The sequence below is a fragment of the Streptomyces sp. TE5632 genome (genome assembly GCF_054061295.1).
Window position 1 is genome coordinate 207631 of the sequence record NZ_JBSSEA010000002.1, and the last position, 11914, is coordinate 219544.

At 73.4% G+C, this 11914-nt stretch carries 12 protein-coding genes; 1 reads left to right on the forward strand and 11 read right to left on the reverse strand.

What is annotated here, in order from left to right; genetic code table 11:
- Window positions 1-170 precede the first annotated feature (170 nt).
- From ACVW19_RS02945 to ACVW19_RS02970, 6 genes are all read right to left on the reverse strand, one after another.
- Window positions 171-845: a hypothetical protein gene (locus ACVW19_RS02945; RefSeq protein ID WP_457456280.1), complete on the reverse strand. Its 675-nt coding sequence runs from the start codon at window positions 843-845 to the stop codon at window positions 171-173.
- Window positions 842-1816 (reverse strand): DeoR family transcriptional regulator, encoded by a 975-nt coding sequence (locus ACVW19_RS02950; RefSeq protein ID WP_457456282.1) that lies wholly within the window; start codon window positions 1814-1816, stop codon window positions 842-844. The genes ACVW19_RS02945 and ACVW19_RS02950 overlap by 4 nt, the downstream gene beginning before the upstream one ends.
- Before the next feature lie 62 nt (window positions 1817-1878).
- Complete coding sequence (locus ACVW19_RS02955) at window positions 1879-2703, reverse strand: transferase (RefSeq protein ID WP_457456284.1); 825 nt, start codon at window positions 2701-2703, stop codon at window positions 1879-1881.
- A complete protein-coding gene (locus ACVW19_RS02960; protein ID WP_457456285.1) occupies window positions 2700-3965 on the reverse strand; it encodes a glycosyltransferase family 4 protein in 1266 nt (421 codons plus the stop codon). Before ACVW19_RS02960 ends, ACVW19_RS02955 begins: the two co-directional genes overlap by 4 nt.
- A gap of 72 nt (window positions 3966-4037) precedes the next feature.
- The gene (locus ACVW19_RS02965; protein ID WP_457456287.1) at window positions 4038-4475 is read right to left on the reverse strand and encodes a cupin domain-containing protein; all 438 of its coding nucleotides are present in this window, start codon (window positions 4473-4475) and stop codon (window positions 4038-4040) included.
- A gap of 142 nt (window positions 4476-4617) precedes the next feature.
- On the reverse strand, window positions 4618-5700 hold the full coding sequence (locus ACVW19_RS02970) for a PP2C family protein-serine/threonine phosphatase (RefSeq protein ID WP_457456289.1): 1083 nt from the start codon (window positions 5698-5700) through the stop codon (window positions 4618-4620).
- 346 nt (window positions 5701-6046) lie between these two features.
- Between ACVW19_RS02970 and ACVW19_RS02975 the strand changes: the two genes are divergently transcribed.
- On the forward strand, window positions 6047-6571 hold the full coding sequence (locus tag ACVW19_RS02975; protein ID WP_457456291.1) for a hypothetical protein: 525 nt from the start codon (window positions 6047-6049) through the stop codon (window positions 6569-6571).
- 46 nt (window positions 6572-6617) lie between these two features.
- Here ACVW19_RS02975 and pgm read toward each other — a convergent pair whose 3' ends face one another.
- The 5 genes from pgm to ACVW19_RS03000 all read right to left on the reverse strand — a co-directional run bounded on the left by pgm (window position 6618) and on the right by ACVW19_RS03000 (window position 11898).
- Window positions 6618-8258: a phosphoglucomutase (alpha-D-glucose-1,6-bisphosphate-dependent) gene (pgm, locus tag ACVW19_RS02980; RefSeq protein ID WP_457456293.1), complete on the reverse strand. Its 1641-nt coding sequence runs from the start codon at window positions 8256-8258 to the stop codon at window positions 6618-6620.
- A gap of 104 nt (window positions 8259-8362) precedes the next feature.
- Complete coding sequence (locus tag ACVW19_RS02985) at window positions 8363-8791, reverse strand: hypothetical protein (protein ID WP_457456295.1); 429 nt, start codon at window positions 8789-8791, stop codon at window positions 8363-8365.
- On the reverse strand, window positions 8788-9696 hold the full coding sequence (locus tag ACVW19_RS02990) for an STM4011 family radical SAM protein (RefSeq protein WP_457456297.1): 909 nt from the start codon (window positions 9694-9696) through the stop codon (window positions 8788-8790). The genes ACVW19_RS02985 and ACVW19_RS02990 overlap by 4 nt, the downstream gene beginning before the upstream one ends.
- 10 nt (window positions 9697-9706) lie before the next feature.
- Window positions 9707-11080, reverse strand: coding sequence for an STM4012 family radical SAM protein (locus tag ACVW19_RS02995; protein WP_457456299.1), 1374 nt, complete (start codon window positions 11078-11080; stop codon window positions 9707-9709).
- Window positions 11077-11898, reverse strand: a complete 822-nt coding sequence (locus ACVW19_RS03000; RefSeq protein WP_457456948.1) for an STM4013/SEN3800 family hydrolase — start codon at window positions 11896-11898, stop codon at window positions 11077-11079. The genes ACVW19_RS02995 and ACVW19_RS03000 overlap by 4 nt, the downstream gene beginning before the upstream one ends.
- Between the last annotated feature and the right edge of the window lie 16 nt (window positions 11899-11914).

Sequence of the window (11914 nt, forward strand, 5' to 3'; positions counted from 1 at the left end):
GAATCCCTCCGGCAGGATTCCGCAATCGCGGCCATAGTTGTAAGACCCGTGCTCGGCCCGGCGCGTCGCGGTGTGTGCCGGCCGGTCGGCGGCCCACGCACCGGTCGGGACGACTCTCCAGGACTCCGGGACGAGCCGCCAGGTGACGGGGCCGTTCGGCGCAGCGGGCGTCACTGCTGCGGGTGGCCGGCCTCCACCGGGTCGAACGTGATCCGGGTGCGGGCTCCGCCGTCGGCCCACCCGACCTCGATCGCTGCCTCGTCCACCCGGATCTCCCGGGCCGCCTCCGACAAGGGCCCGGGGTCCGACGCGGCGGTCAGGCTCGCCAGGCTGACGTGGACGGACGTGCCGCAGGCCCGGCCGGTCAGCCGTGGTGCCCGCGCCCAGCGGGTGAAGGCCGTGCCCTGGGGAGCGCGGACCAGGACCGGGGCGGGACCGTCCCAGCCGCACAGGCCGTGCAGGGACGAGACCAGCGGCTCGTCGGGGCCGGTGGTCCAGCCGGTGTGGGTGACACGGGAGTCCACCGGTGCCCCCACCACCCGGTGCACCCGCAGCTCGTGGCGGCCGTGGGCCACCGTGACGCTCTCCACCCGCAGGCCCGGCACCATCGGCGGGCCGTCGACGAACACCGGCCGGTGCCAGGAGGCCGCCCAGCCCCACCCCTCGCCGTGTCCGGCGCCCAGCGGGTGGAGGCGGCGGCGGACACCGGGACGGCCGCCGACCACCACGGACAGACGGTTGTCGGCGATGTTCCCGGTCGCGGTCGGGCCGGTGCGGGTCGAGCAGGACTGGCGCCCGTAGTGCGGGTCGTCCTCGGCCGCCGACTCCGCCTGGTACGGGCTCACATGGCGGCTGCCGTGACTGTGCAGCCGGACGACTCCGTCTGCCCGGGTCGCCCGGACGAGCAGTCCGGGCGCGGGCAGGGCGAGCACGCGGTCGCGCTCCTCCACCGGCGCGGGCTCCTCGCGGTCCCTCCGGAAGGCGTGGCCGCCAGCGCGCAGCCGCGCGTACAGGCCCCCGGGCCTGTCGGGCTTGTCGGCGGGGTGCGGTCCCCGGGGCCGGCGTCCGGGGCGCTCGGCGTCCACGCCGCGGCCTCCACCAGCGGATGTTCCTCGGCGATCCGGGCGAAGGCGGACCGCAGGGTGCGGGTGGTGGGGCTGTCCTCCCTGGTGGCGAACACGATGCGCCGGTGACCGAGGCCCACCAGGTGCTCCACGGCGAGGCGGGCGCCGCACTCGTGGCCGGAGCAGAGCGGGTCCATCGCGTGCAGGGCGCTGCCCGGCCGCGGCCGCCGCTCCATCAGCACCGTGGGCACGCCCGACGCGGCCGGCCGGTCCCGGTCGGCCTCCTCGTCGGCGCGGGTGCGCCGGCGCGGGGCCGGCAGGAGGCCGGCGGCGCCGTCCGCGAGCGCCCGCCCCCCCCAACGGCCTTTCGGCGCCCGCTCCTGGGGCGCGATGTGCAGCGCGATGCGCCGGCCGGCCGCTTCGCGCACGCTGCGTGCGCCGTGCAGGACCTCGTACAGATACGAGTGCCGCTCCGGGACGACCACGGCCACCGCGTTCCCGTCCGGCGGGTCCGCCGGGTCCGGTTCGCCGCCCGGCAGGCCGCGGGCCGGGAACTCCTGGGCCGGCAACGTGGAGCGGACGACACCGTGGCCACGGCGCAGCCGGCCCTCGCGGGCCAGTTCCTCGGCGTCCCGCCGGACCGTCACCACCGACACCTGCAGTTCGGCGGCGAGGCCGGTCACCCGGGCGGACCCCCTGGCTTCGACCGTGGCGAGGGTCCGCTGCCCGCGCAGACCGACCGGCTCCCGCATGAGCCCGCCCCCGAGCCCGGATGTTCGTTTGAACGATGCCGGTCACCATAACGATCGCTCGGTCACCGCGGTCGGTCCGTCGCGGTCACCTCGACGGCGAGGTCGTTGTCGACGGTGTAGTAGGGACGCAGGACGGCTCCGCCGACCGCGGACTGCGGGTACACGCACACCGTCTTGCGGTCGGCCATGTCGTCGAGGAGCCGGCCGATCCGGACCAACGGGGCGTCGGCGGCGGGCCGCAGGAAGGCGTCCCAGACCTGGTTGCCGGCTGCCGCGGCCGCCAATTCCGCGAAGGGCACGGAGAAGTCGAACGTGTTGCCCTCGGCCCGCGGCCGGTAGCCGCGCGCGGTGGTCCTGTCGCCCCGTAGCCGGAGCAACACCTCGGCGCCGTCGGCGAGTTCGACGCCGTACAGGCGCACACGGACCGTCATCGCACCGTCGGTGATGTCGAGCCGACCGGCCTCCGCGTGTGCGGTACGCAGCCAGGCCCGGACCGCGAGAAAGCCGTCCTTCGTGGCATAGGGCACCCGGACCGCCACCGGGGACGGCCCGACCCGAAGTGTTCCCTGGGCGAGCGCGCGCAGGTCCCGCAGACCGGGGCGCAGCCGTTCCCGTCCGGCGTCCGGCTCCCTCAGCAGATACGCGTCCCAGCGGCCCTCCGTGAGTTCCGGTCGCGGTGCGAGCACCGCCCGGACGTCTCCGTCGTCGCCGTGGGGTTCGAGGTCGAGGAGGTGCGCCGGCCGCTCCGGCCGGTTCTTCTTCGGCCGTGGTACCAGTGCCAGTCGAGGGCGGCCGGACGATCGGAGCCGGAGGCGGAAGGTGATCCGGCCGTCGGTGTCGACGGTGCAGTGGGCGCGCAGGTCGTCCGTGTCCCGCCGGGTGCTCATCGGTGTCCCTTCCGAAGGGTGCGCAGCGCGTCGGACGCGGCGGCACGGGCGAGGTCGGCGGCGGCGTGGCCCCGGCCGGCCAGGGCCCGGTGTCTGCGGTCGTCCTCCGGTGCGAGGCGCTGTCCGGCGCTTCGGGCCACCACGGCTTCCCGGGCCAGGCGTTCCGCCTGCGCCACCACGGGGCCGGGTGCGTAACGGCGGGCGTTGTCGAGGGCCGCCCTGCCCATGCGGCGGCGCAGTTCGTCGTCGCGGACCAGGTCCAGCAGGGCCGCGCCGAGGGCGGTGGCGTCCCCGACCGGCACCAGTCTGCCGTCGACTCCGTCCTTGATGATCTCACCTGGCCCGTAGGGGCAGTCGGTGCTGACGACGGGCAGTCCGCACCGCATCGCCTCGACGATCGTCATGCCGAACGACTCGGAGTCGGACGCGGCCACGCCGATCGAGCCCTTGACCCACTCCGCCTCCATGGAGGTCGCCGCGCCCATGAGGAAAACGTTGTTCCACAGGCCGAGCGACTCGATCAGGCGCCGCAGCCCGGCCTGCTCCTCGCCCTTTCCGTAGATGCGCAGCTGCCAGTCCGGGTACTCGGCCGCGATCCGGGCGAACGCCTCGATGATCAGGTCGTACCGCTTCACGGGGACCAGCCGGCCGGCCGCGATCACCAGCTTGGCGGTGCCGTCCGCGGCGGGCAGCCCGGGGTCGGGGACGCTGTTCGGGAGGGCCTCCACCCGTACCCCGGGCAGCCGCATCTTGCGCCGGTAGGTGTCGGCGTCCGCCTCCGTGACGGTGGTGAGCACGTCGAGCCGCCGGTAGGCGCGGCGCAGGGCGGTGCGCAGTTTCGGCGGGTGGTTGTCGAGGGTGAGGTGTTCCTGACCGATGCGTACGACGTGCCGCGGGGCCTGGAGCGCGAGGTGCACATTGAGTCCCGGCCGGGTCCCGATGACCACGTCGGCGTCGATGTCCTCCAGGCACTCGGCGATCCGCTGGTCGGTCAACTCGCTGTACTGGTGGTAGCGGTACTCGGCCGAGGGGAACACCTTCGCCGGTCTGCGGTACCGGGGATCGTCCCGTTCCCGCCTGAGATCCACCAGGGCCCGCAGCCTCACTGCGGGGTGCGGGGTGAGGTGGGGGTGCTCCCGGTGCCGTAACACGGAGACGATCTCCACGTCGTGACGCTCGGCCAGTGCCGCCGCGAGGTTGAACGTGGTGGTGATCGTGCCTCCGATCCCGTAAGCGTTGTGGATCAGGAAAGAGATCTTCATGGCGGACTAGACCGCCGGAAGTGCCCAGAAGTTGTCTGTTGTTATTACTTTCTTGGTGCCGGTTTCACCTCATCACCGCTGCCGGGAAGAACCGTCCGAAGGACTCGTGGCGCCCGGTGACGTGATCCGCAGGCCGGGGCGGCGCCGGTGCACGGTCAGATAGGTCAGTCCCGCGTCGCCGGCGGCGAGGCTCCGCGTGGAGCCGTGCGGCAGCCAGATCAGGGTGCCCGCGCGCAGGGACTGCGTGCCGTCGGGCGCGGTCAGCGAGCCCTCGCCCGCCAGGACGAGCAGGAGGACGTCGAGTTCGGGCTCGCGGTGGGTGTCGACCCGCCGGCCGGGCGGGATGCGTACGACATTGGCGTCGAGCTGCCGTCCCGGCTCCGCGAGCCGCCACAGGGCGCCGGCCGGCGCGTCCTCGAGCGCCGCCAGCGCCGCCGTGTCGCACAGCGTCCGCGGCAGTGGGAGGTCGCCGTCGTGCTCGGTGGCGTCGTCGCCGCCGTCTGCCGTCATCGGGTCTCACCGTCCTGTGCGCGGGGGATCTCTCAAATAGGAACCTAACATGCATATTTGACGCGTCAGGAGGACGGCGCGGCGATCCGGTCCGCACAGACCGCCATGAGCGGTCGCGAGGCCGTCCGCCCGCTCGCGCGCTTCACGCGGGTGGAACGCCACACCCGTGCCGGTGGCAGCGCAGTAGGAGCATCGCCGCGTCGTCGTCCGGCGGCCCGCCGGCGTGCTGGACCAGATCCTCGCGCAGTGCCTCCAGGGCCCGGTGCGTGTCGGGCCCCTTGAGCAGATGCGTTCGCTCGCCCAGTGGATGGAAACGGCCGTCCTGGTCGCGGGCCTCGGTGACGTCTTCGGTGTGGAGCAGCGACTGATCACCGGGCGCGAACTCCAGGTGGAAGGGTTCCGGTCCGTCGGTGCCGTGCGCGGACAGGCCCAACGGCAGGGCGTATGACGGCGGCTCGGGGAAGTCGGCGCTGCCGTCGCGCCGTACGAGAAGGGGGGCGGGGTGACCGTAGTTCAGGAGGACGAGGTCCTGGCCGGCGCCGATCTCGGCGAGGATCGTGGTGACGAGCCGCTCGCCCTCCGGTTCCCGGGCCACGCTGCGTTCCACCCGTTCGCCGGGCCCGGTCAGGTCCGTCTCGTCATGGGCGGCCTCCCGAAAGGCGCCGAGCACCACGGCGGCCGTCTCCACCGCGGCGAGACCCTTGCCCTGGACATCGGCCACGATCACCCGGACCCCGTGCGGTGAGGCCACCACCCCGTACAGATCTCCGCCGATGCGGGCCTCCGCGACCGCGGACGTGCGGGACACCGCCGCCCGGAGCGGGCCCGCCGTCAGCGGCACCGGCCGCAGCAGCACCCGCTGCGCGACCTCCGCGATCAACCGCGCACTGGCCGGTTCCGCCTCCCGGCGGGAACGCATCACCGAGGCCGCGACGCCGACGCCGGTGACTCCGGCCACGGACGCCGTGGCGGTGTACCCGCGGCGCTCCGCGAACAGTCCGTTGCACGGGCCCGGCCCCCCGCCCAGCAGCAGGGCCGTGACGCCGATCACCGCGGTACGGCGCCGGCCACCGACGAGTCCGGCGAAGGCGGGGCCCCGTGACACGAGGGGCAGCATGCCCACACCCGGTCCGACCGCCCTGTCCACGAACGCGATCACCGCCCTCACCACGATCGGCGTCCGGAGCAGGGCCGTCTGGGGCGATGGCGGCTTCTCATCGGTCATGAGCCGCTCCAGCGGTGCCGAGGCGCTCGAGAACCGTCAGTTCCCTCCGTGGACGCCCCCTCCCCCGCCTTCAGACCATGCAAGGGTCACGGGTCCGTCCCGGCCCTCGCACCGGACCTTTGTCCCATCGGGCCCCACCGCGTCCGAAGCCTGCCGGAGGCGGCTCGCGTCACGGGTGCGACGTGTGCGTCCGGTGGGGCGAAGGGAGGAAGGAAAGTGCGAAAACGTCGGCCGTCGGGCCCCTGGTCTTCGGATTTTGTACTGTGCAATGATCCTGCCGGGGTCCTGGTGCGAGTCGGCTGTGGTGTCGTCGGCGGGCTCCCGCACCGGAGAGGAACGAACGGACGTGACCGCGCAGCGACCGGAGAACGGCGAGACGCCGGAGGGCGGGGACGGCACCCCGTCCCCGCCGGACGAGGTCTGGCAGCGGTTCCTCACGGACAACGAGCGTGCCATTCGCGCCTCCGCCCCCGTCGAGCCCTCCGCGTCGCAGCGGGCGGCGGGGTGGCAGCCGCAGCCCGCGCGCGCCGCCGCCCGCTGCGACGCGGAGCGACAGGCGGACGACACCACGGCCTTCGTCGGTGACCTGTGGCACCCCGAGGACCCGTGGGAGGGGCCGTCGTGGCGGAATCTGGACGGCAGGGCCAGAGTGCGCCGGGTCTGCCGGGTGATCGGCACGGCCGCCGCGATCGCGGTGGCCGTGGGCGCCTGGTCCCTGCTGTCCCCCGGAGCGGGCACACCGCGCCAGGGGCCTGGCGACACCGTGCTGCAGCAGTCGGAGGACCTCCCCGCGGAGCTGCCCACGGCGACGTCGCCGCCGACCGGAATCGCCTCTCCCTCCCCGACCACGTCGGCGGTCCAAGCGGGCTGACGCGTGGCCGGCTCCTCGGCACGAGGGGCCGGCCACGCGGAACCGCTCAGCCGCCCAGCGCCGACAGGACCACCGTCCTGGCCTCCTCCTGCACCCGGCGGAGGTGGTCGGGGCCCTGGAAGGACTCGGCGTAGATCTTGTACACGTCCTCGGTGCCCGAAGGGCGGGCCGCGAACCAGGCGTTGGCCGTGGTCACCTTGATCCCTCCGATGGACGCGCCGTTGCCGGGGGCCTCGGTGAGCACCGCGGTGACCGTCTCCCCGGCGAGGGTGTCGGCGGTGACCTGTGCCGGGGAGAGCTTCGCCAGACGGGCCTTCTCCTCCCTGGTCGCCGGGGCGTCGATCCGCTCGTAGGCGGGCTCGCCGAAGCGCGCGGTGAGAGCGGCGTAGTGCTCGGAGGGGGTCTTTCCGGTGACCGCCGTGATCTCGGAGGCGAGCAGCGCGAGGAGGATGCCGTCCTTGTCGGTGGTCCACACCGAACCGTCGCGGCGCAGGAAGGAGGCTCCGGCTGACTCCTCCCCGCCGAAGCCGAGGGTGCCGTCCGCCAGTCCGTCGACGAACCACTTGAAGCCGACGGGCACCTCGACCAGTTCGCGCTTCAGGTCGGCGGCGACGCGGTCGATCATCGCGGACGACACCAGCGTCTTGCCCACACCGGCCCCGGACGGCCACTGCTCGCGGTGTGCGTAGAGGTAGTGGATGGCGGTGGCGAGGTAGTGGTTGGGGTTCATCAGGCCGGCGTCCGGGGTGACGATGCCGTGCCGGTCGGCGTCCGCGTCGTTGCCGGTCGCGATGTCGAAGCGGTCCCGCTGCGCGATGAGGGAGGCCATGGCGTGCGGCGAGGAGCAGTCCATGCGGATCCTGCCGTCCCAGTCCAGGGTCATGAACCGCCAGGTGGGATCGGTGAGCGGGTTGACCACGGTGAGGTCCAGGCCGTGCTGTTCTGCGATGCGGCCCCAGTAGGCGACGGACGCCCCGCCCAGCGGGTCGGCGCCGATCCGGACGCCGGCCGCCCGGATCGCGTCCAGGTCCAGCACGCTGGGCAGATCGGCGACGTACGTACCCAGGAAGTCGTGGCGACCGGTACCGGGGGCGGCCAGGGCACGGGCGTAGGGGATGCGCCGGACGTCCTTCAGGCCGCCGCCGATCAGGGCGTTCGCCCGGTCCTGGATCCAGGTGGTCGCCTCGGAGCCGGCGGGGCCGCCGCTGGGCGGGTTGTACTTGAAACCGCCGTCGGCGGGCGGGTTGTGGGACGGGGTGACGACGACGCCGTCGGCGAGGCCCGCGGTGCGGCCCCGGTTGTGGGTGAGGATCGCGTGCGAGACCGCGGGGGTCGGCGTGTATCCGTCGGCGCTGTCGATGAGCACGGTGACGCCGTTGGCCGCGAACACCTCCAGGGCGGTGACCCTGGCCGGCTCGGAGAGCGCGTGGGTGTCGGCGCCCAGGAAGAGCGGGCCGTCGGTGCCCTGCCCCGCACGGTACTCGCAGATGGCCTGGCTGGTCGCGGCGATGTGGTCCTCGTTGAACGCGCCCGCCAGGGACGAGCCGCGGTGCCCGGACGTCCCGAACGCGACGCGCTGCCCGGCCTCCTCCGGGTCCGGGCGCACGGCGAAGTACGCCGTGACCAGCCGAGCGACGTCGACGAGATCCTCGGGGCCGGCCGGACCGCCCGCTCTCTCGTTCTGCATGTGCCCACTCCTTGGCAGGGGTTGAATGTGCGCTTGTGGACACATCCTTCCTCTTCGGGGCCGCACCACGCGAGTGGAACCGCCCGCCCGGGCACCGCCCCGGGTCAGATGCGTCCGCCGGTCATCCGCGTGAGAGGCCCCTGGGTGTGGCGTTCCACACGGCGGCCCACCGCGTAGGAAGCGGCGCTCAGTACGGTCAGGCCGGCGCCGACACCGGCGGCGACGAGCTTGCGGTTCGACAGGACCGTCCAGGCGGTCACCGCGGTGGCGGCGACCTGACCGGAGGTGGCGACGACCGCCCTGCGGCCCGCCTCGACTCCCCTGGCCGCGCTCTGCACGGCGCCGTTCGCCGCTTCGGCCGCGCGCTCCGCGCCCGACTTGGCCGCTGACGCCGCGTCACCGGCCTTGCCGACGGCGCCGGAGGCCGCCCGCTCGGCAGGGGCGGTCGCCTTCTCCGTGGCGTTCCGTGCCTTGGACGCGGCGGTCCGGGTGGAGGTGGTCTTCTGATTCGGGCTCTTGTTCTGTTCACTCATGGAAACCGACTTGCCGCTGAGTCCCGCGGCAAACCCGCCCGGTCGCCCGGACCGGTCTGCGCGGGCGACGCCGGGATGCGTTCCAGGACACCGCCCGCGAACACGTCGTAGAGCGGCAGTGTCTCCAGGTGGACGTAGCCGATGTGGCAGTCGCAGCTGGTGAGGGGACAGGCCCGGGGGCTCAGTGCCTGCCGGTAGGTGTCGTCGTAGAGGTTGCCGAGCTCGGTGCGGACGAAGTGACAGCGGCGGACCGTGCCCTCGCCGTCGACGGAGATCACCGACTCCCCGGTGCGGCAGGACCGGCCCGCGCTGGCGTGGGGGCGGCGGCTGTAGCCGAACAGCGGATCCAGTGCCGTCCACACCTCCGCCTCGGCGTCGTCGTACGTGCGGCCCTCGGCGGCGTTGACCCAGAGGTACACCTGTTCCGGGAGTTCGGCGCGCAACCGCCGGGCGGGTTCCAGGTGCTCGGGCAGGCCGACGATGCCGACGCTGAACCGGACGCCGAGGCGGGCCAGTCGGTGGCACTTGGCCAGGAAGCGGTCGTACGGCGTCTGCCCCGGGTGGTAGGTGCACCACAGGGCGAGGGTGGCGAGGTCGGCGTCGGCGAGCCAGTCGGTGCGGCAGCTGAGGTTGGTCTGGATGGCGACCCGGCGGATGTGCGGCCGGTGGGAGAGTTCCGTCAGGGCGCGCCGGTACCAGGAGCGGACCAGGCCCTCTCCCCAGGGGGTGAAGAGGAGGGAGAGGCGGTCGCCGGTCTGCGCGGTGGCCCAGTGGGTGAACCGCTCCAGGGCGGCGCGGTCGGCACGCAGTTGCTCCCGGCTGTCACGGCGCTTGGCGAAGGGGCAGTACGGGCAGTCGTAGTCGCACGAGGCGAGCGGGCCCCGGTAGAGCACGGTCAAGTCCATGGGCGGGGTCTCACTTCCGTTCGTAGGCGGCCATGGCGGCCCGTACGGCCGGGGAGAACAGCTCCGGGCCGATGGCGTCGGAGTGGGCCAGCCCTCCCGGGGTCAGGCGCAGCACCGGGGTGCGTGGGTCGTCGTCCGTCAGCCAGCCGCGGTCGGCGAGCCGGGACAGTTCGGTGCCGAAGTCGTCCTGGGGCGTGGTGCCGAACCGGGCCCGGTAGTCGGCGGTGTGCAGGCCGTCCGCCTGGAGCAGTGACTGGATGAGGTGACGCCGGCGGGCCTCGTCGGTGTCGATGCGCCTGCCGTACTCGGCGCGGGCCAGGTCGGTGGCCGGGCGGGAGACGTAGTCGTCGATGATGCCGCGGATCTCGTGCATGCCGACGGCGTAGTCGAAGGAGTAGTGCAGGCCGGCGGTGTAGGAGCGGGCGCCGCAGCCGAGACCGATCATGCCGTCGGTCTGGCAGGCGTAGTCGTCGGCGCCCTGCGGCGGGGCGTCGGCACGGCGGAACATGCGCATGGAGTGCTGGGTGTAGCCGTGGGCGAGGAGATGGTCACGGCCCAGGCGGTAGAGGCGCAGCCGCTGCTCGTCCCAGGCCGGGTCGGCTCCCTCGGCACGGCGGCCCAGGCCGGTCAGGGGGCGTATGTAGAGCGGGTAGAGGTAGAGCTCCTCGGGATTCCAGGCCAGGGCCGCGTCCAGGGAGCGCAGCCAGGTCCGCTCGGTCTGGCCGTCGATGCCGTAGATCAGGTCGATGTTGAGGACGGGGATGCGGGCGTCGCGGATGCGGCCGAGGGCCGCTTCGACGTCGGCGCGGCGCTGTGGCCGTACCGCGGCGCGGGCCTCGCTGTCGTCGAAGCTCTGGACGCCGAGGCTCAGACGGGTGGTGCCGCGCGCGGCCAGGACCTCCAGCCGGTCGGCGGTGGCCGTGGCGGGTGAGGCCTCCACCGACAGGGGGACGGCACGCAGGTCGGCGCCCATCCGGTGTTCGGCGATGTCGCACAGCCGCTGGAGTTCGGCGGCGGTGAGGAAGGTGGGGGTGCCGCCGCCGAAGGCCGCCGTGGCGAACCGCACGCCGTCCCGCTCTCCGAGGGCCTCCCGCACGGCGGTCGCCTGCCGGTCCAGGGCGTCCAGATAGGCACCGGTCAGGCCGTCCGGGGCGCCGATGCGGGTGAACAGGTTGCAGAAACCGCAGCGGACCTCGCAGAACGGGATGTGCAGGTAGAGGGAGAGGGCGTCCTTGGGTTCGGCGGCCCACAGGGTGCTCAACCGCGGACGGTCGGGGAGCCTGCGGTAGGCGGTCTTGTGCGGGTAGGCGTAGACGTAGCTCTGGTACGGGCTCGCCGGGAGCGTGCCGTCGGTACGGGGGTGGGTGTTGGTGGCGGTGGTCATCGGGCGGCCTCGGCGGGGGTGTGGTCCAGGAGGAAGTGGGCGTAGGGAACGGTCCACACGGAGGGGTGGCCGATGCGGTGGCCGGTGTACCCGTCGTCGCCGTACGCGGTGCCGTGGTCGGAGCAGACGACGGCGAAGCAGGGACGTCTGCTGCTCGCGGCGGCGAAGAGGCGGCCGATGTGCCGGTCGACGTACTCGAGGGCGGCGGCGTGCGTCGCGCGTGTGTCGCCGTCCTCCCGGGTCGCGCCGGGCAGGTGGAACCAGTTGGGCTGGTGCAGGGCGGCCACGTTGACGAAGAGGAACAGACGCTGTTCGTCGGGCAGTTCCCGTACGACTTCTTCCGCGCGGGCCACCTGGGCCTCGAAGGACATGGGTGAGGTGACCCCGAACTCCGGTTCCCAGTGGGACTCCTGGAACAGGCCGGGCAGTACCGATCCGAGGGGTCCCCGCCGGTTGAAGAAGCCGACTCCGCCGATGCACACCGTGCGGTAGCCCTCCTTCGCCAGGCCCGACACCAGGTCCGGGGTGTCGTACACGAAGGTGCCGTCGGCGGTGGTCTCGCTGCCGGCGAAGCGTGCCGCGAACAGGCGGGGGTGCGGGCCGGGGGTGGCGGGCGTCGGCAGGAAGCCGGCGAAGATCGCCTGATGCGAGGCGTAGGTGAAGCTGCCCGGGGCGTGTCGCTCCTCCCACCGTCCGCCGGGCAGCAGGCGGGCCAGGTTCGGGGTGCGGCCGGCGGCGGCGAGTTCGGCGGCGACGTCGTAACGGAGGGTGTCGAGCGTCACGAGCAGGATGTCGTGGCTGCCGACGATCGCGTTCATGTCCGGCGCGTTCATG